We start from the raw sequence: 17,571 nt of genomic DNA on the forward strand, positions 1-17,571 counted from the left end.
TAGCGGCGCGTGCTCCCGGTCGGTGAGCACGGCGGAGGCGCCGGCCACGGAGTGGATGCGTTCGCGGCGTACGGCGGGCTGCTCGACGCCCACGGGGGCGTACGCGGCGCCCGCGGCCAGGATGCCGAGGACGGCGGTGATCTGGTCGGCGCCCTTGGGCAGCGTCAGCGCGACGGTGTCGCCCTCGCGCACGCCGTGGCGGCGCAGCAGCGCGGCGGTCCTCCGGGCGGTGTCGGCGAGTTCCCCGTAGGTGAGGGTGCCGCCGTCGGGGCGGACGACCGCGACGCGGCCCGGGTCGGTCTCGGCGAGCCGGAAGAAGCGGGTGTGCAGGGCGCGGTCCGGGACGGGCGTGGGCGGCAGCGCCGCCACCGCGCGCCGGGTCAGGACGTCGGGTGCGAGCAGGCCGTCCACCGGCCGGTCCCAGGTGCCGGGGTCCGTGATCAGACGGGTGATGAGGCGCCGGTAGGCGTCGAACGCGGCGTCGGGCACGCCGGCCTCGAACACGCCGTCCCTTACGTCCCAGTTGAGGAGGAGGCCGCCGTCGAGTTCGGTGACCTGCGCGTCCAGGTGGACCTGGGGGCCCTGGGAGATGATCCAGGAGGGGCGGCCGAAGGACTTCTGGACGTCCTGCTCGAAGATCTCGCCGAGTCCGATGGCGCTGGTGTAGACGACGGGGGCCAGCACCGGGGCTCCCTCGGCGCGGGCGAGGTCGCGCAGGACCTCGACGCCGCCGTAGGCGCCGTGGGAGATGCCTTCCTGGAGGCGTTCCTGAAGGCCGCGGGCCTGCCGGGAGAACGGCAGGGACGCGCTCATGTCCGCGTCGAGCAGGACCGAGCTGCTGAAGTCCCCGACCAGACCGGCCACGTCCGGGGTGAACATCTCGCGGTCGAACAGCGGGAGGTTGAGCAGGAAGCGCCGGCTGTCGCTCCAGGCGGCGATGACCTCGGCGAAGGCGGTGGCGAGGGCCGCGGCGGGGGTGATGCCGTGCCGTCGTGCGGCGCTGATCAGCGCGGCCTTGTCGGCGGGGCCCAGCCAGTGGTGCAGGCGGCGCGAGTGGGTGAGCGTGGTGTCGCCGGCGCTGACCGGGGTGAGTGGGTCGACGGTGGTCGGCAGGCGCGGCGCGCGGGGCAGTTCCGGCAGGCGCTCTCGCCACCAGGCGGCGTGCTGCTCGCGCTCCGCCTTCCGTCGGGCGTCGTGCTCCGCGAGGTACGTGCGGTAGTCGAGGGCGAGTGCGCGGGGCTGGTCCTCGGGACAGTCGTAGAGGCGGCGCAGATCGGACAGGAGGACGCGCAGACTCAGGGCGTCGCCGGCCATCATGTCCAGGTCGATCTGTAGCCGGGTCCGGCCGTCGGGGAGCAGGCACAGAGCCGCGCGGAAGACGTCGCCGGCGGTGATGTCGGGGCGCGCGTGCGTGTTGCGTTCGCGCAGCAGCTCCAGCTCGCTCTCGGCGTCCTGCGGATCGCGGTCACGCAGGTCGTGGACGGTGAGAGGGGCTCCCGGCGGGCCGAAGCGCTGCCGGCCCTCCTCGTCGAAGACGGCCCGCAGCATGCCGTGGCGGAGCACGAGGGCGCGCAGCGCGGTGTCGAGCCGGCCGGGGTCGACCTCCTGGCCGTCGAGCTCGACGTAGAAGTGCGCGGCGACGCCGCCGAGGGGCTGTCCGTCCTGGCGTCCGATCCAGTAGGCGTGCTGCATCGTGGCGAGCGGGAAGGAATCCGACGGCCCGTCCGTCACCGCCTCGCCGGACGGGGCGGACGGCGCGGTGGCGGGTGCCTCGGCGCGGCGCTCCCGCCCAAGCAGGGCCGTCCAGGCCCGCAGGGTGGGGGTGCGGGTGAGGTCCTGGAAGGTGACCGCGCTGCCCTCGCGCCGCCATGCGCCGGCCAGGGACATCAGCATCAGTGAGTCGAGACCGAGTTCGAAGAGGTCCCGGTCGTCGTCCAGCTCCTGTGGCCCGGTCTCCAGCGCGCGTGCCACCGCTTCGCGCACCGTGTCGGGCGTGTGCGGGGCGCGGTCACCTTCCGCTGTCCGCGCCTGGACGACTGCTTCATCGCTCACTGATGGGGCCTTCCTCTCGGGTGGGGGGGGTCGGGTCGGGAGCCGGTGCGGGGATCGAGGTCCCTCGCGGCGGTGTGAACCCACTGTAGATTGAAATGATTATCATTTCTATAGTTCACATCGTAGTCACACAACGGGCCGCGGCACCAGAGCCCGAGGCCCGCCCGGGAGAGGCAGAACCACATGACGCAAACTCAAAGCACCTGGTCCGAGGCGGAATCGGCGCGCTACCGAGCCGCCGGACACTGGCAGGGTGTGACCTTCGGCGCACGCCTGCGCCAGGCGGGCGCCGACCATGGAGTGCGTGTCGCCCTGGTCGACGGGGACCGGCGGTGGACCTACGCGGAGCTGGACGCCGAGGCCGACCGCGTCGCCCAGGGGCTGCGCGGTCTCGGCGTCGGGCCGGGTGACCGCGTCGTGATCCAGCTCCCCAACTGCGCCGAGTTCGTGCTCGTCTGGTTCGCGCTCCAGCGCATCGGGGCGGTCCCGGTGCACGCCATGCCCGGACACCGGCGCCGGGAGATCGGTCATCTGGTGCGCGTGTCCGGTGCGGTGGCCTGTGTGGTGCCCGACCGGCACGCCAGGTTCGACCACCGGGAGCTGCTGCGCGAAGTGCGGGCGGAACAAGGCCCGGGTGGTTCGCTGCGGACCGTCGTCGTGGTCGGTGATCCCGGTCCGGACAGCGGCTTCGTCCCGTTCGACGCCCTGCGTGCGGCCTCCTCCCCCGCGCCCGGCGCCGACGACGGCGGAGCCGATCCCGCCGATGTCGCCCTGCTGTTGCTGTCCGGTGGCACCACCGGCCTTCCCAAGCTCATCCCGCGAACGCACGACGACTACGCCTACAACGCCCGTGCCTGTGCCGAGGTCTGTGCGCTCGACGCGGGGACCGTCTACCTGGCGGTGCTGCCGATCGGGTTCAACTTCACCTTCTCCTGCCCGGGGGTGCTGGGCACCCTGATGGCCGGGGGAACCGTCGTGATCGCGCCGGACCCCAGCCCGCAGACGGCGTTCGCGCTCGTCGAGCGGGAGGACGTGACCCTGACCTCCCTCACCCCGCCGCTCGTCACCCACTGGATGGACGAGGCCGCCTCCCGCTCCTGGGATCTCGACAGCCTCTCGGTGGTGCAGGTCGGCGGGGCGAGACTCCCGGAGGACCACGCCCGCACACTCGGCCCGGCGCTCGGGGTGACCGTGCAGCAGGTCTTCGGCATGGCGGAGGGGCTGATCAACCTCACGCGGCTCGACGACCCCGAGGACCTCGTCTGCGCCACCCAGGGCCGTCCCGTATCGCCGGACGACGAGGTGCTCGTGGTGGACGGCGACGGCCGGCCCGTGCCGGACGGGGTGGCGGGGGAACTGCTCACCCGGGGCCCGTACACGCTGCGCGGCTACTACCGGGCCGAGGAGCACAACCGCACGGCGTTCACCCCGGACGGCTACTACCGGACCGGCGACGTGGTCCGGCGGCTGCCGTCCGGGCACCTCGTGGTGGTGGGCCGGATCAAGGACCAGATCAACCGCGGCGGCGAGAAGATCGCCGCGGTCGAGGTGGAGGAGCAGCTGCTGACGCACCCGGCGATCACGGCGGCGGCGCTGGTGGGCGTGCCGGACGAGCGCCGGGGCGAGCGGACCGTCGCCTTCGTGGTGTGCGACGGCGAGGCCCCGGGCGTGCGGGAGGTGGCCGCCCATCTCAAGGAGCGCGGACTCGCCGAGTACAAGGCGCCGGACGAGGTCGTCCAGGTGTCGGACCTCCCGCTCACCGCCGTCGGGAAGGTCGACAAGGCCACGCTGGCGCGGGAGTTGCTCCGCCGGTGACGTGCGGTACGGAGGGGCGCCCGCTGCTGTGCCGGGCGCCCCTGCGGCCCGCCGTGTGAAGCCCCGCAACCGCGCCTACTTCGGCACGGTGAGGACCGGACCGCCCTCATGCGCGAGCAGGTTCCGGGTGACGGCGTGCTCCGGATTCACCAGGACGCGGTCGGCCGGGCCGGCTTCCACCACCCGGCCCTCGTCCAGGACGACGACCTGGTCCGCGCGGGACGCCGCGGCCGCCAGGTCGTGCGTCACCATGACGACGGTCAGGCCCAGCGTCCGCCGCAGCTCGTCCAGCAGGTCCAGGACCCTGCCGGCCGTCTCCGGGTCGAGCGCCGAGGTGATCTCGTCGCAGACGAGGACACGAGGGCCGGCGGCGAGCGTCCGCGCCAGTGCCACGCGTTGACGCTGGCCCCCCGACAACTCCCCAGGCCGGCGTCCCCGTACGTTCTCGTCCAGTCCGACCAGCCCCAGCAGCCGCACGGCTTCGTCGGACGCGTCCCCGGCCGACCGGCCTCCCACCCCCCTGAGCGGGCGGGTGAGCGCGGCGCCCACGGTCTCGCGCGGGTTGAGGGCACCGCGGGCGTCCTGGGCGACGAGTTGCACCGGGGCCCCGCGCCCCCGTGGCGTGCCGTCGCCCCGCCACTCGACAGTCCCCGTCTCCTTCGGGTGAAGTCCCGCAAGGCACCGGGCGAGGGTGGTCTTCCCCGATCCCGACGCCCCCACGACGGCGGTGCAGGTGCCGGCCGGGACGGTGAGGGAGACGTCGTGCAGCACGGCGGACCGCCCGTGTACGGCACCCAGTCCCCGCACGAAGAGCCCGCCGGACACAGCGAGTTCGGCGGGAGCGGCGCGGGGGATCTCGTCAGGGGGGCCTCCGTCCGACGAAACGCCGGACGGCTGGACGGGCAGCGGCGCGATCGGCGTCCCGCAGCCGACGATCCGGCCTTCTTCCAGGCGGATCACGTCGTCCGACACCGACCCGAGCCAGGCCGGGTCGTGGCTGATCAGCAGCGCGGCGCGGTCCCCCGTACGCAGGGTCTCGGCCAGCAGCCCGCGCATCCCGTCCGCCAGGACGGGGTCGAGGCCGCTGGTGGGCTCGTCCAGGACCAGCAGGCTGGGCCGGCCCGCCAAGGCCAGCGCGAGCGCCACCCGTTGGGCCTGCCCACCCGACAGCTCCCGGGGCAGCCGCCGCCGGAAGTTCCTGTCGGCAGGCAGCCGCACGGATCGCAGCAGTTCCTCCACCCGTGCGCGGACGCCCTCGCCTCCCGCCACGGCCGAGCGCAGTCGGACCGCCTCGGCGATCTGCGTGCCGATCCGCAGCGCGGGATTCAGCGAGGAGGCGGGGTCCTGCCCCAGGAAGGAGACGACCCTGCCGCGCAGGCGGCGAGCGTCTGCCCGGTCGAACGGATCGAGGCCGGCCACCCGGACGGTTCCGGCGCGGACCTCCAGCCCGGGACGCACATGCCCGAGCAGGCCGTGCGCGAGACTGCTCTTGCCCGACCCCGACCGGCCGACGACGCCCAGCACCTGCCCGGCCGGCACCGAGAGGGAGGCATCGCGCAGGACGGGCGGCCCTCCGCCCGCGGGGCCCACCGTCAGCCCGCTGATCTCGGCGAGCATTCCGGCGTCCGAAGCGCCGACGCTCACGCGGCCGGTCATGCGGCGCCCCTTCCCGCCCAGTCCGCCAGCCGCCCGGCCAGCAGGCCGACGCAGACGGACAGCAGCACGAGCAACAGCGCCGGTGCGAGGAACGGCGCGGCGGCCAGTGTCGCTCCGGGTGCGTTCTCGCTCACCATGCGTCCCCAGTCCGGTGCCGCACCGCCCGGTCCGAGCCCGAGGAACCCCGCGGTGGCGGTGAGGTGCAGGGAGGCGACGAGGCGCAGCGCGGTGTCCATCAGGGCCGGTCCGGCGATGTTGGGCAGCACGTCGTGGCGCAGCACGGCCCAGCGGCCGTCGCCCCGGGCCAGGGCGGCTTCGACGTACCCGCTGCCGATCACGGTGTCCGCCGCGGCCCGCAGCACACGGGTGGAGAACGGGGCGGTGGCCAGGGCGACCGCCGCCACCACGGCGGCACGGCTGCCGGGGAACCCCGCGGCCAGCACGAGGACGACCAGGAGGCCGGGGAGCACCGCGAGGGCGTCCACGCAGCGGAGCAGCAGGTCGCCCAACCGGCGGGAGACCAGGGCCGCCATTACGCCGACGGCCGTGCCGACCGCTCCGGCCGCCGCCGTACCGGCCAGGGCGGTGAGGACGATGGTGCGTCCGCCGGCGAGCACCCGGCTCGCCACGTCCCGGCCCAGCACGTCGGTGCCGAGGAGGAAATGGCCGTCAGGCTGCTGGAAGGGTGCGGCGAGCTGCGCGGTGGGGCTGTGCGGAGCGACCAGCGGGCCCAGCAGGGTGAACAGCAGGACGAGCAGGGTGGCCGCCCCCGTGATCAGCGGTGGCCGACGGCGCCGGGGTGTGCCCGGCCGGTCGGTGCGTACCCGTCCACCCGGTGGGGTGAGGACCGTCGTCATCGTCCGTGCCCTTCCCGTGCGCCCAGCAGACGCGCGCAGATGTCGCCCGCCAGCAGCACGACGAGCATCACCCCGGCGAGCGCGGTGGCGATGCCCTGCACCATGGGGATGTCCCGTGCCGCGACGGCCAGTTGGAGTTCCCGGCCGATCCCGGGGTAGTCGAAGACGTTCTCCACCACCACCGCCGAGCCGACCAGCGCCCCCGTGGTGAGGGTGAGCGCCTGGACGGCGGGGCCCGCGGCGTTGGGCAGGATGTGACGGACGGCGAGCCGCACCCCGCGCACTCCGTTGAGCCGTGCGGCCTCGCAGTAGGGAGTGGCCGCGACGTCGGCGACGGAGACCCGCAGCAGTCGGGTGGCCACCGCGAGACCGACCGCGCTGAGCGTCAGTACGGGCAGGATCAGCGCGTGCGGCACATCGAGCGGCGTGCCGCCCAGGGGGATGACGGAGACCCGCGGCAGGATCTCCAGCCACACGGCCAGGACGGCGACGAGCAGCGCGGCGACGACGAACTCCGGTACGGCGGCGAGAGTTTGGGCGGCCGTCGAGACGAGGCGGTCGGCGGCGCCGCCGCGCAGACCGGTCCACAGGCCCAGCAGCATGGCGAGCGGCGCGGTGACCGCGAGGGTCAGTCCGGCGAGGAGCAGGCTGTTCGGCAGCCGGGTCGACAGGACCTCGGTGACCGGCCGGTCCCCTACGAAGCCACGGCCCAGGTCACCCTGGGCCGCACCCGCGAGCCAGTCCGCGTACCGTTCGGCGGGCGGCCGGTCCAGGCCGAGTCCGGCCCGGACGTCGGCGCGTTGCGCCTCGGAGGCGTCCACTCCCGCGACCGCGCTCACGGCGTCCCCGGGGAGAACCGCCGTCGCCGCGAAGATCACGGCCGACAGCAGGACGAGCAGGACGGCCGCCCCCGCGAGGCGACGGCCGACGAACGCGGCGAGGTTCACGCCAGCGACGCCTGGGAGAAGCCGGGGAACTGCTCGAAGAGGTCGTCGCGGATCCCGGTGACCCCCTTGGCCTGGGCGTTCAGGTTCGGCTTGAAGACCGGCAGCACCTGGTTGCCGTCCTCCCAGCGCGTGCGCTGCGCCTGAGTGCCCAGCCTCTTCGCCTCGCGGCTGTCGCTCTCGGCCCGGGCCTCGGCGACGAGGGCGTCGGTCGCGGACTCCTTCCATCCGAACGCCGAGGGCGATCCGCCGGCCGTGCTCATCTGGTAGGTCGACAGCGCGGGGATGGGCATCTGGTAGGAGCCGGCCAACGGCAGCGCCGCGTACGTGGGGAAGTCCGCGTACAGCTGCCCCGCGGGCAGTTCCCGGACGGAGGCGCGGACACCCGCCTTCTTCAGGTCCTCGACGAAGAGGGTGGCCATCTCCACCATGCCCGGCGTCTCGGGGCCGGTCGTCAGCGTCACCTTCACCCCGTCGGCTCCCGCCTCCTTGAGCAGCGCGCGGGCCCGCTCCGGGTCGTGGGCGCGCTGGGGCAGTCCCTCGGCGTAGTCGGGGAAGCCGATGCCGGGGAGGTCGTTGCCGACCTGGGCGTTGCCGTAGAACACGGTCTTCACCATGGCCTGCCGGTCGACGGCGAGCTTGAACGCCTCCCGCACCCGGGGGTCGTCGAAGGGCTTGGCGCTCATGTTCATCTGGAAGGAGAGACCGACGAGATAGGGGCTCTTCGTGGGGACGAGTTCGACCTTCCCGTTGTCGTCGAGCGTGCGCGCGGTGACGGGAGAGAGGTCGTGCGCGAAGTCGATCTCGCCGCCGGTGAGTGCGCCGGCCCTGGCGGTCGAGTCCGCGATCGACCGCAGCTCCAGGCCGTCCAGGTGGGGCACGTGGCCGTAGTGGTCGTCGTAGCGCTCGAACGCCGAGCCCTGGCCCGCGGTGAACTCGGTCAGCCGGAAGGGGCCGCAACTGGGCATACCCTTGCGGAAGTTCTTGGTGCCGTCCTTGACGACGAGGAAGTTGCCCTGGCAGAGGATCATGCGACCGTCGGCGATGGGCCGGAGTGTGGGCAGGACGACCTTCAGGTCGCCGTCGGCCTTGGCGTGTGCGAGGTCGAAGTTGGCGGCGGCGAGCCGGTACACGGGCAGGGTGCTCTTGGCCGCGAGGGCGCTGAGAGAGTGCAGGATGTCGGCGGAGGTCAGTTCGGAGCCGTCGGTGAAGCGGACGCCGGGCCGCACATGCAGGGTGTAGGCCGACAGGTCGTCGGAGATGTCGATGCCCTTGAGGACGCCGTAGCGCACCCCGTCGGGCCCGCTCGGGTCCAGGTTGCCGAGCGTGCCGTGCCAGGCGCGGGCGCGCACCAGGTCCAGTGCGGAGGGGCCGTTGAAGAAGTCGAGGGACTCGGAGGCGCCACCGCCGACGAAGGCGGCTCGCAGCGTGCCGCCCGAGCGGGGCGAGGCGCCCGCTCCGGCTTTCCCATCGGAACGGGGCTCGTCGGTGGAGCACGCGGCCAGCAGGCCGGGTCCCACCGCCAGAGCCGCGGCACCCGCCGCGCCCCGACGGAGGAAGGCACGGCGATCGAACTGTCTGGACATGTCTCTCCTTGACGTTCTGCAAGCTGAACCGAGCACCGCGAGATCTCCACGGCACATGAACCGATGCCCGGACGAGGGCGGGTGGCCGGCGGACGACGAGCGCGTGTACGGACGGGTTGTGCCGTCGTCAGCGATCGGTCCGGCCGGGGACTATCGCAGGGTGAGAGCTCCGGACGGGCAGGACCACACGGCCTCGCGTACGGCGTCCGACTGGGACGCCGGCGGCTGCTCGGCGAGGACGAGCACGAGCCCGTCCTCGTCGTCCTGGTCGAAGACAGCGGGCGCCGCGAGCACGCACTGCCCCGCCCCCACGCACCGGTCCCGCTCCGCACTGACTCTCTCGTGTCCGGACGCCTGGTCTGACAAGGTCATGAGGGCCCCTCCCCGCTAGCCGCGCACGCCATCGACGGCACGACAACCAGACGATAGACGACAACGACTTCCATCTTCAACTGCTGACCGCTCTGCGGTCGACAACGCGCGGCAAGAGCAGGCGTGGCGGAGGGCACCCCCGTGACAAGCTGATGCGCGTGACAGCATCCGAAGTCGCCGCCCCCGCGTTCACCCAGCTCACCCGGCCGTCAGAGCTCCGCTCGTCGACGAGACGTGAACTGGCCGCCTGCTGGGCGGCGGTGGTCAACGCCGGCGGGGCGGTCATCCCGGCGGACTGCCCGCTGCCGCCGCTGACCTCCGCGCACACGGAGGCCGCCGTGGACCGGATCGCCGGTGAACTGGCGCCCGAACGGTGCAGGCTCGTGGTGGCCACCGTCGACGGCGCCCTCGCGGGCTGGCTGCTCGTCCGGCGCGCGGCACACCCGCTCGAAGCGCACTGCGGCACGGTGAACCACGTGCAGACGCACGTGCGCTTCCGGGGCTCGGGGGTCGGGGCCGCGCTGATGCACCGCGTCCGCCGGATCGCGCGGGAGGAGATGGGCCTGGAGCGGCTCAGGCTGACGGTGCGGTCCGGCCTGGGGCTCGAAATCTTCTACGGCAAGGCCGGATGGACGGAGGTGGGGCGGTGGCCGGGCGCGCTGCGTCTGGCACCCGGCGACGACCGCGACGAGATCCTGATGAGCCTCGCCCTGTGACGACGGATCAGGTCGGCACACCGGGCGGGTCCGGTGCTCTCAGTCCTTCAGGGCCACCAGCACGCAGCTGTCCCCCACCTGCCACACCGGCGCGACCCGGCTGAAACCCGCTTCCCGCAGGAGTTCGGCATGGCGGCTCACCGGCAGGTGCCAGTTCTCGCCTCCCCCGCCGGACGACGAGCGACTGCGCTCACGCTGCTCGAACAGGTTCGCCAGCTCCGGGTCCGCGGCCGCCGCCGACCACCAGGACTCCCAGTCCTCGTGGCTCCCGTCGCCCGCGCGCTCGGCCCGACGGCGTCCCACGTGGGCGGTGAGGTCGGAGCAGGACCGCGCGTCCGGCGGGAAGTGGTCTCCGTTGACCAACGCTCCCCCAGGGCGCAGCAGGGCCGCGATGCTCCGGTAGGCCTTCAGCAGGGCGGGGGCCTGGAGGTAGTGCAGGGCCGTCGTCGTGACGGCGCCGTCCAGCCCGCGCTCCAGGCCGAGGGCGCCGGTCCAGCCGTCCTCGCCGATCACCGCGTTCACCCAGCGCGCGACGTCCGGGTGATGCGCGCGCGCAAGTTCCAGCAGCATGGGGTCCATGTCGACCGCGACGATCTCCGCCTCCGGCAGCCGCCGGGCGAGCCGTGCCGACAGGGATCCGGGGCCGCAGCCCAGGTCGAGCAGGGTCGGCCGGGGGCGGTCGACGCACACGTGCTCCACGACGTCGCAGATGACGGTGAAGCGCTCCTCGCGGTCCAACGCGTACCGCTGCTGCTGCCGCTCCCAGCGCTCGACCCAGGTCCTGGCCGTCTCCATGCTCACGCTCACCGGTCGCGCACCTCTTCCGTCTCCCACCTCCTGCGACTACCGCGTAATCTACAGGTGGAAACGGTTATCAATAACCATTCACTCCAAGGAAGCCAGCACCTCCAGCAGGCGGTCGATCTCCGCACCGGTGTTGTAGACGTGCAGGCTCACCCGGACGGAGCCCTCCTTCTCGTCCGCGCCCGCCTGACAGAGGCTGTCGGCCCGGACCATGAAGCCGTGGCTGAACAGGATGAAGCCCAGGTCGTCGGAGGGTATGTCGCGGTGCCGGAAGGTGACGATGCCGTGCCGTCGCTGGGCCGCGGGCAGGGCGGAGTCGGCGGCCAGGCTGGCGGGGCAGCCGAGGATCTCGTAGGCGTCCAGCCGGCGCAGTCGGTCGGTCAGGCGGCCGGTCAGCCCGGAGACATGGGCGGCGATGCGGTCGACGCCGACCGCGTCCAGCCAGTCGAACGCCGCCAGCAGCGACACGATCCCCGCGGTGTTGGGGTGCCCTGCCAGCCCCGGGGCCACAGGGCCGGCCCCCGGCTGTTGCGGGCCCACACCGCCCCGGTGCCGGGCAGCGCCAGGGTCTTGTGCCCGGAGAAGACGACGAAGTCGACGTCGAGTGCGGGGTCGTCGAGCCGGAGCGGCAGGTGGCCGACGCTCTGTGCCGCGTCCAGGCAGATCGGCACCTCGGGGCCGACGGCGGCGCGGATGCGGTGGACGTTCATGTCGCCGCCGTAGACGTGGTGCACGTGGGTCGCGGCGACGAAGCGGGTGCGGGGGCCGACGGCGTCGGCGAGGGCGCGGTGGTCGTAGTCGCCCGAGGTCTGCCGGGGCAGGGCGCGCACCCGCACCTCGGTGCCGCGCTCGGAGAGCAGACGCTGAGCCTCCAGCCACGGTTCGAGGTTGGCCTGGTGGTCGCCGAACGGGACCAGGATCTCGTCGCCGTCGGTGAGGTGTCCGGTGAGCCAGTCGCGGGCGACGGTGCGCAGGCCCTCGGTGGTCCCGCCGGTGAAGAGCACGGTGGAACGGTCCGGCGCGGGGTCCCGGAGGAAGGACTTGACCCGCTCACGGGCCTGTTCGACCAGTTCCGTGGTCCGGTTGGCCCACGGGTAGGTGCCGCGTCCCGCGTTGGCGTTCGTCGTCGTCAGGTAGGTGTGCACCGCGTCCAGGACGGCTTGCGGCTTCTGGGAGGTCGCCGCGCTGTCCAGGTAGGCCAGCTCCGGGTGGGCGGTGACGATGGGGAACTGGGCGCGCGCCAGGGCCTGCCAGTCGTCGCCGTCGCCGGGGGTCTCGTCGGGCATCGGCCTCACTCCCTCACCAGCGGTGCGCCCGCGTCCCGCCAGGCGACGATGCCGCCCGCGAGGCTGCGCACGTCGGGGTGGCCCATGCGGGTCAGGAGTGCGGCGTAGCGCAGCGACTTCTCCCCCACGGGGCAGGCGAGCAGTACCGGGGTGCGTTTGCTGAACGGCAGCCCGGTCCGCACCAGTTCGTCGAAGACCTCGTCGACGATGTTGGCCGATCCCTCGATGTGCAGGGCCGCGTAGGCGTGCGGGCCGCGCAGGTCGATCACCAGCGGGCGGGGTTCACCCCCGGCCAGCCACCGCCGCGCCTCCTCGACGGCGACGGTACGGGCCTCGGCACGGATCTCGGCGTCGGTGAGCGAGGCGGCCGAGTGGCCTCGTGTCCTGCCGAGCAGCTCGGGGCGGCGGTCGCGTACGTAGCTCAGATAGCTCTCGGCCCGGTCGCAGACGATGAACACGGCGGTCTGCCGGTGCCCGGTGCCCGCCAGCTCGGCGTCGGCCGCGGCCAGTTGCCGGACCGCTCCCTGGTAGGCCGCGCCGCCGGTCGGCCCGGTCAGCAGCCCGCAGCGGCGGATCAGTGTGACCATGCCGTCGATGGCCTCCTGGGAGGTGACCGAGGCGATGGAGTCGTACGTCGCCGGATCGAACAGCCCGACCTGGTGCACCTCGTCGATGGTGCGGATGCCCGGGATGAAGTCCGACTTGTCGGCGACCAGCCCGAGCACGCGCACCCGCGGGTCGTGCTCGCGCAGCACCTTGGCGACACCGGTCGAGGAGCCCGCCGTGCCCACACAGGCGACGAACCAGTCGGGGGCCCGGCCGTCCAGGTCCTTGACGATCTCGGGTCCGGTCCCGGTCGCGTGCGCCTCGACGTTGCGCGGATTGAAGTACTGATCGGTGTGCAGGTAGGTGCTGCCGGGCTCGGACAGCGCCTGGTGGAAGCGGGTCAGCGGATCGTCGGTGTCCGTGGGGTCCAGGCACTCGCTCCGTCCGGGCAGTTCCTCGATCTCCGCGCCCAGCAGGAGCAGCAGTTCCTTGATCTCGGGCACGCGCATCCGGTTGGTCACGCTCTTGAACTTCAGCCCGTTGAGGCCGGCCAGGAGCGCGAGGGCCTTGGCGGTGTTGCCGCTGGACAGTTCGACGACCGTGCCGTCGCCGCCCGCCGCCTCCGACAGGAGCGGACGGGCCATGTGCCAGGCGGGCCGGTCCTTGACGGACCCGAAGGGGTTGAGCATCTCCAGCTTGGCGTAGAGGTCGATGTGGCGCAGTCCGTGGACGGACGCGTCGATGCGGACGAGCGGTGTGTTGCCGATGGCGTCGGTGATGCTGTCGTACCTCAAAACGGCCCTTCCTCCGGGTGTGTGAGCGGCCAGTAGTCCTCGTCGGGGCACCAGCGCCAGGTGCCGGCCTCCCGTGTGACCGCCACCGTCCGTGCGACGGGCTGCCGTTGTGCGCGGTGGGCGTGGAAGTCCATGGCGTACCCGGCGGTGTTGACGAAGGCCATGACGTCCCCGGGGCACGGCAGCCGCGGCAGGTGGACCAGCCGACGGGTGATCAGGTCGGCCTCCAGGCACAGGTTTCCGACGAGGTGCACTCCGACGGGGCCTTCACTGTTCGGTGCGTCCCGCGCCCCGTCACGGGGCAGCAGGACGGGGTCCACGAGCACGCCGTGCTCCTCCAGGCTGACGTCCCCCGCGTTCATGCCCAGGCGCACCAGGTACCGGTCGGGGGCGTCGTCCGTGCGCCGCACCTCCAGCACCCGGGCGAGTGACACCCCGCACTGGTCGACGAGGGCCCGTCCCGGTTCGATGTACAGGTCGTTCAGGTGCTCCAGCAGCAGGGTGGCCGGCGACCGGCCCAGGGCGGGGGCGGGGCGTGAGAGCAGCTCGTCGAGGTAGCCGGGCCCGGCGACGGTCCGGTGGGCGGGATACAGCGCCGCCGTGCCGCGCACCGTACCGGCCTCGGCGCGCAGCCCGTAGCCGTGGCCGCGCCAGGTCAGCGGCGGGCGTAACCCGAGTACGGCCTCGCTCAGCGCGGTGGTCCAGCGCTCCCACTCGGCGGCCTCGGCGACGTAGCCGACGCCGAATCCCCCGCCGATGTCCACGGCGCCCGGTGCCAGACCGCGCGCCCGGCACTCGTCCATCAGCAGGACACATCGCTCCAGGGCGCGCGCCTTCTCCTCCAGGCCCGTGGTGTCCAAGTGGTAGGCCAGGCCGACGAGTTCGACGGCGTCCCGGTGCTCTTCCAGCGCCGACCAGAGCACCTCGGCCTCGGCGACCGGCGTGCCGAACCGGCTGCCGCGCGACAGGACCCGCGTGCCCGTCCCGCCGTAGCCTGCGTCCGACTCGAACCCCGACAGGCGCGCCAGTACGCGCGTCCGGCTCAGTCCGTGTCCGCGGACGAGCTCGGCCAACTTCCGCAGCTCACCGGGCGAGTCCACGTTGACCGTCGCTCCCACCCGGGCCGCGAGCCACAGGAACTCCGGGTCCTTGGGCCCGGTCGCCATCACCCGGTCTCCCGTGAACCCGCAGCCCAGCGCGTGTCGCAGCTCTCCCAGGGAGGCCACGTCGACGCCGACGGCCTCCGGGTCGCACGCGGCCAGCCTGCGCACCAGGGCGCTGGACCGGTTCGCCTTGTGCGCGAAGTACACCCGCCCCGACAGGCGGTGACGCCGGTACACGGAGAGGAAGCGGTCGGCGTTCTCCGCGACCACCTCGGGCAGCAGCACGTTCAGCGGTGAACCGAGCGCGTCCACGAGCGAGTGCAGGAATCCTGCCTCCCCGAGCAGTGCGGCGAGCGGCGGCTCCACCCGCGGCCGCAGATACAGGGGCGCGTCCTTCGCCACGTACCCTCCCCAGGTTCACGTGCCGCCGCCTGATGGTGACGACAATCGTTCCGGGGGTAGTCGTTTCCACCTACACGCGCCGCTAAGCCTCGTCCTGGAGAGGAGGGGGCGGCACATCCGCGCCGCCCCCTCCTCTTCGGCCGTCACCAGGAGGACTTCGTCACCCCCGGCAGGAAGCCGGCGTGGGCCTGCTCGCGGACGTTGACGCGGGAGAGGCCGAACTTGCGCAGGTGGCCGCGGGGGCGACCGTCCACGCTGTCACGGTTGCGCACGCGGGTCGCGCTGGCGTCCCTGGGCTGCCGGCGCAGTTCCGCCTGCGCGGCCGCCTTCTCGTCGTCCGTGGTGCTCGGCGAGACCAGGACGGCCTTGAGTTCGGCACGCCGCTGCGCGTAACGGGCCACGATCAGCTTCCGCTTCTCGTTCTTCGCGATCTTGCTCTTCTTCGCCATCAGACACGCTCCCCTCGGGCTCGGATCCGGGCGACAGCGGCCTCGATGCCGATCGCGTCCACCGTCTTGATGGCTCGCGCGCTCAGGCGCAGGCGCACGTTGCGCCCCTCGCTGGGCAGCCAGTAGCGCTTGTTCTGGATGTTCGGGTCGAACCGGCGCGAGGTCCGCCGGTGCGAGTGGGAGATCTTCTTGCCGAAGACCGGCTCGGCGCCGGTCAGCTGGCAGTGGGCGGACATACGGGTTCGGCCTTTCTCTACACCGGCGTATCGGTAATGGAAATCATTGTCGTATGCTACCCGCATGGCTCGCAACGAACTGCGCCCGATCATCAAGCTCCGCTCCACCGCCGGCACGGGCTACACGTACGTGACCCGCAAGAACCGCCGGAACAACCCGGATCGGCTCGTCCTCAGGAAGTTCGACCCCATCGCCCGGCGCCACGTCGACTTCCGCGAGGAACGCTGACCGCACCGAGTCCGCCCACCCGCACTCCGAACCAGGGACACACCCCATGAAGCCCGGAATCCACCCCGCCTACCGCCCCGTCGTCTTCCGCGACAAGGCCGGTCAGTTCGCCATCCTGACCCGCTCGACGATGACCAGTGAGAAGACCATTGAGTGGGAGGACGGTCACACCTACCCGGTGGTCGACGTCGAGATCTCCTCCGCGAGCCACCCCTTCTACACCGGCACCGCCCGCGTGCTGGACACCGCCGGCCGCGTCGAGCGCTTCGAGCGCCGCTACGGAAGGGACGGAGGCCGGCGATGATCCCCGAGGGACCGATGCCCGTGGTGATCGTCGGCGGAATGCACGCCGACGCCCGCCGCGAGACGGTCGCACAGCTGCTGCGCGAGGTACCCGGCAGCGTCGCCCTGCACCACGACCTGTCCACCGGCCCGGCCGGTACCGTGCGCCGCAGCGTCCGCGACACCACGGGCGCCACGTCCTGGGACGAGACGCCCCTGGTCAACGACTGTGCCTGCTGCGCCCTGCGCGAGGATCTCGTACCCGAGCTGGAGCGACTGGCCGACGGCGGTCTCACCCGCCTCGCCGTCGTGGAACTGTGGGACTCCGTGGAACCCCGCGGCATGGCCGAGGCCGTCGCCGCCCACGGCGACGGCGGCTTCCGGCTCACCAACGTGCTGACCGCGGTGGATCCCGCGCTCGTCCTGCCCTGTCTGTCCGACGGCGACGACCTGGCGGAGGCCGGTCTCGCCGCGGCCCCGACGGACCAGCGCACCGTGGGCGACACCTTCGCGCGGCAGTTGGAGTACGCCCCGGTCCTCGCCGTGTCCGACGGCCCCGAGACCGGGCTCGACGACCTCGCGCTGCTGCGGCAGTTGCACCCGGCCGCCCGTCAAGTCCGGGTCGCGTCCGGGCAGCTGGCCGCCGTCGCGGTCGCCGGTTTCGACGTGGCCGCGGCTGCCGCCGCCCAGCACCCCGCCTGCGCCCGGCTCCCGCACGACTGCGACGAGGAGGGTGTCAGCACCCTCGTCTGGCAGCGCCGGCGTCCCTTCCACGCGGGCCGCCTCTTCGAGGCACTGGAGGACCTGTGCTGTGCCGCGGCCCGCAGCCGGGGGCGGTTCTGGCTGGCGGACCGGCCGGACAGCCTGCTCGCCTGGGACGCGGCCGGGGGCGCGCTGTGCGTGGAGGACGCCGGCCCGTGGATGGCCTCCCTGCCGGACGCCGCCTGGGAGTTGATGCCGGCCGAGCGCCGTACCGCGGCCGCCCTCGACTGGCACCCCGAGCACGGGGACCGCTGCCAGCACCTCGTCTTCACCTCTCCCGACCTGGACCGCGCGGGGCTGCTCGCCCTGCTGGACTTCTGCCTGCTCACGGATGACGAGCTGGCCTGCGGGCCCGATGCCTGGCCGCGGCCCACCGGCTTCGACCAGCTTCTCGACATCGCCGCCTGACCCACCCCACCGAACGACCGAGGAAGTCCCATGCCCCGCCCCGCCAAGGCCGCCCTCGCGCGCAAGAACCGGCCGAACCCGCTCGACGCCGCCAAGATCACGTACATCGACTACAAAGACACCGACCTGCTGCGGAAGTTCATCTCCGACCGGGGCAAGATCCGCAGCCGCCGGGTCACCCGGGTCAGCCGGCAGCAGCAGCGGCAGATCGCCACAGCCGTCAAGAACGCCCGCGAGATGGCCCTGCTCCCCTACTCCACCCGCTGACCCCC

The 17,571-nt window shown here is 72.9% G+C and carries 17 protein-coding genes and 1 pseudogene; 6 read left to right on the forward strand and 12 right to left on the reverse strand.

The window, feature by feature from the left end:
* A partial coding sequence (locus GTW67_RS08130; RefSeq protein ID WP_346010597.1) for a condensation domain-containing protein occupies positions 1 to 2,052 on the reverse strand: 2,052 nt, incomplete at its 3' end.
* A 183-nt stretch (positions 2,053 to 2,235) separates the two neighbouring features.
* Between GTW67_RS08130 and GTW67_RS08135 the strand changes: the two genes are divergently transcribed.
* Positions 2,236 to 3,867 carry a (2,3-dihydroxybenzoyl)adenylate synthase gene (locus tag GTW67_RS08135; RefSeq protein WP_161164132.1) on the forward strand — a complete coding sequence of 544 codons (1,632 nt, stop codon included), beginning with the start codon at positions 2,236 to 2,238 and terminating at the stop codon, positions 3,865 to 3,867.
* 75 nt (positions 3,868 to 3,942) lie between these two features.
* Here the strand turns inward: GTW67_RS08135 and GTW67_RS08140 are convergent, their stop codons facing one another.
* The 5 genes from GTW67_RS08140 to GTW67_RS08160 form a co-directional block, all read right to left on the reverse strand.
* A complete protein-coding gene (locus GTW67_RS08140) occupies positions 3,943 to 5,523 on the reverse strand; it encodes an ABC transporter ATP-binding protein (protein WP_161164133.1) in 1,581 nt (526 codons plus the stop codon).
* A complete protein-coding gene (locus tag GTW67_RS08145; protein WP_161164134.1) occupies positions 5,520 to 6,380 on the reverse strand; it encodes an ABC transporter permease subunit in 861 nt (286 codons plus the stop codon). Before GTW67_RS08145 ends, GTW67_RS08140 begins: the two co-directional genes overlap by 4 nt.
* On the reverse strand, positions 6,377 to 7,327 hold the full coding sequence (locus tag GTW67_RS08150) for an ABC transporter permease subunit (protein WP_161164135.1): 951 nt from the start codon (positions 7,325 to 7,327) through the stop codon (positions 6,377 to 6,379). The genes GTW67_RS08145 and GTW67_RS08150 overlap by 4 nt, the downstream gene beginning before the upstream one ends.
* Entirely contained in the window at positions 7,324 to 8,910 is a 1,587-nt protein-coding gene (locus tag GTW67_RS08155) for an ABC transporter substrate-binding protein (RefSeq protein WP_161164136.1), read from the reverse strand. The genes GTW67_RS08150 and GTW67_RS08155 overlap by 4 nt, the downstream gene beginning before the upstream one ends.
* A gap of 150 nt (positions 8,911 to 9,060) precedes the next feature.
* A complete protein-coding gene (locus GTW67_RS08160; protein WP_161164137.1) occupies positions 9,061 to 9,282 on the reverse strand; it encodes a ferredoxin in 222 nt (73 codons plus the stop codon).
* 152 nt (positions 9,283 to 9,434) lie between these two features.
* On the opposite strand from GTW67_RS08160, the gene GTW67_RS08165 reads away from it, so the two are divergent.
* Complete coding sequence (locus tag GTW67_RS08165) at positions 9,435 to 9,998, forward strand: GNAT family N-acetyltransferase (RefSeq protein WP_202436961.1); 564 nt, start codon at positions 9,435 to 9,437, stop codon at positions 9,996 to 9,998.
* A 39-nt stretch (positions 9,999 to 10,037) separates the two neighbouring features.
* Here the strand turns inward: GTW67_RS08165 and GTW67_RS08170 are convergent, their stop codons facing one another.
* From GTW67_RS08170 to rpmB, 6 genes and pseudogenes are all read right to left on the reverse strand, one after another.
* On the reverse strand, positions 10,038 to 10,805 hold the full coding sequence (locus GTW67_RS08170; RefSeq protein ID WP_161164139.1) for a methyltransferase domain-containing protein: 768 nt from the start codon (positions 10,803 to 10,805) through the stop codon (positions 10,038 to 10,040).
* 78 nt (positions 10,806 to 10,883) lie between these two features.
* Positions 10,884 to 12,088: pseudogene (locus tag GTW67_RS08175) on the reverse strand (aminotransferase class V-fold PLP-dependent enzyme).
* A gap of 5 nt (positions 12,089 to 12,093) precedes the next feature.
* Positions 12,094 to 13,428 carry a pyridoxal-phosphate dependent enzyme gene (locus tag GTW67_RS08180; protein ID WP_161164140.1) on the reverse strand — a complete coding sequence of 445 codons (1,335 nt, stop codon included), beginning with the start codon at positions 13,426 to 13,428 and terminating at the stop codon, positions 12,094 to 12,096.
* The gene (locus GTW67_RS08185) at positions 13,425 to 14,933 is read right to left on the reverse strand and encodes a type III PLP-dependent enzyme domain-containing protein (protein WP_161164141.1); all 1,509 of its coding nucleotides are present in this window, start codon (positions 14,931 to 14,933) and stop codon (positions 13,425 to 13,427) included. The genes GTW67_RS08180 and GTW67_RS08185 overlap by 4 nt, the downstream gene beginning before the upstream one ends.
* Before the next feature lie 143 nt (positions 14,934 to 15,076).
* Complete coding sequence (gene rpsN, locus GTW67_RS08190; RefSeq protein ID WP_161164142.1) at positions 15,077 to 15,382, reverse strand: 30S ribosomal protein S14; 306 nt, start codon at positions 15,380 to 15,382, stop codon at positions 15,077 to 15,079.
* The gene (gene rpmB / locus GTW67_RS08195; RefSeq protein ID WP_019525524.1) at positions 15,382 to 15,618 is read right to left on the reverse strand and encodes a 50S ribosomal protein L28; all 237 of its coding nucleotides are present in this window, start codon (positions 15,616 to 15,618) and stop codon (positions 15,382 to 15,384) included. The genes rpsN and rpmB overlap by 1 nt, the downstream gene beginning before the upstream one ends.
* A 64-nt stretch (positions 15,619 to 15,682) precedes the next feature.
* Here rpmB and rpmG point away from each other — a divergent pair, with 64 nt between their 5' ends.
* The 4 genes from rpmG to rpsR are packed head-to-tail and all read left to right on the forward strand — an operon-like array spanning position 15,683 to position 17,566.
* The gene (gene rpmG, locus GTW67_RS08200) at positions 15,683 to 15,847 is read left to right on the forward strand and encodes a 50S ribosomal protein L33 (RefSeq protein ID WP_161164143.1); all 165 of its coding nucleotides are present in this window, start codon (positions 15,683 to 15,685) and stop codon (positions 15,845 to 15,847) included.
* 46 nt (positions 15,848 to 15,893) lie between these two features.
* Positions 15,894 to 16,151 (forward strand): type B 50S ribosomal protein L31, encoded by a 258-nt coding sequence (locus GTW67_RS08205; protein WP_161164144.1) that lies wholly within the window; start codon positions 15,894 to 15,896, stop codon positions 16,149 to 16,151.
* The gene (locus tag GTW67_RS08210) at positions 16,148 to 17,299 is read left to right on the forward strand and encodes a GTP-binding protein (protein ID WP_161164145.1); all 1,152 of its coding nucleotides are present in this window, start codon (positions 16,148 to 16,150) and stop codon (positions 17,297 to 17,299) included. Before GTW67_RS08205 ends, GTW67_RS08210 begins: the two co-directional genes overlap by 4 nt.
* Positions 17,300 to 17,329: 30 nt before the next feature.
* Positions 17,330 to 17,566: a 30S ribosomal protein S18 gene (gene rpsR / locus GTW67_RS08215; RefSeq protein ID WP_161164146.1), complete on the forward strand. Its 237-nt coding sequence runs from the start codon at positions 17,330 to 17,332 to the stop codon at positions 17,564 to 17,566.
* Positions 17,567 to 17,571: the final 5 nt, after the last annotated feature.

The sequence above is a fragment of the Streptomyces sp. SID5910 genome (genome assembly GCF_009862125.1).
GTDB lineage: Bacteria > Actinomycetota > Actinomycetes > Streptomycetales > Streptomycetaceae > Streptomyces.

Coding starts and splice junctions, on each gene's coding strand:
- GTW67_RS08135 (WP_161164132.1), top strand. CDS start 2,236: ATGACGCAAACTCAAAGCACCTGGTCCGAGGCGGAATCGGCGCGCTAC.
- GTW67_RS08140 (WP_161164133.1), bottom strand. CDS start 5,523: ATGACCGGCCGCGTGAGCGTCGGCGCTTCGGACGCCGGAATGCTCGCC.
- GTW67_RS08145 (WP_161164134.1), bottom strand. CDS start 6,380: ATGACGACGGTCCTCACCCCACCGGGTGGACGGGTACGCACCGACCGG.
- GTW67_RS08155 (WP_161164136.1), bottom strand. CDS start 8,910: ATGTCCAGACAGTTCGATCGCCGTGCCTTCCTCCGTCGGGGCGCGGCG.
- GTW67_RS08160 (WP_161164137.1), bottom strand. CDS start 9,282: ATGACCTTGTCAGACCAGGCGTCCGGACACGAGAGAGTCAGTGCGGAG.
- GTW67_RS08165 (WP_202436961.1), top strand. CDS start 9,435: ATGCGCGTGACAGCATCCGAAGTCGCCGCCCCCGCGTTCACCCAGCTC.
- rpsN (WP_161164142.1), bottom strand. CDS start 15,382: ATGGCGAAGAAGAGCAAGATCGCGAAGAACGAGAAGCGGAAGCTGATC.
- rpmB (WP_019525524.1), bottom strand. CDS start 15,618: ATGTCCGCCCACTGCCAGCTGACCGGCGCCGAGCCGGTCTTCGGCAAG.
- rpmG (WP_161164143.1), top strand. CDS start 15,683: ATGGCTCGCAACGAACTGCGCCCGATCATCAAGCTCCGCTCCACCGCC.
- GTW67_RS08205 (WP_161164144.1), top strand. CDS start 15,894: ATGAAGCCCGGAATCCACCCCGCCTACCGCCCCGTCGTCTTCCGCGAC.
- GTW67_RS08210 (WP_161164145.1), top strand. CDS start 16,148: ATGATCCCCGAGGGACCGATGCCCGTGGTGATCGTCGGCGGAATGCAC.
- rpsR (WP_161164146.1), top strand. CDS start 17,330: ATGCCCCGCCCCGCCAAGGCCGCCCTCGCGCGCAAGAACCGGCCGAAC.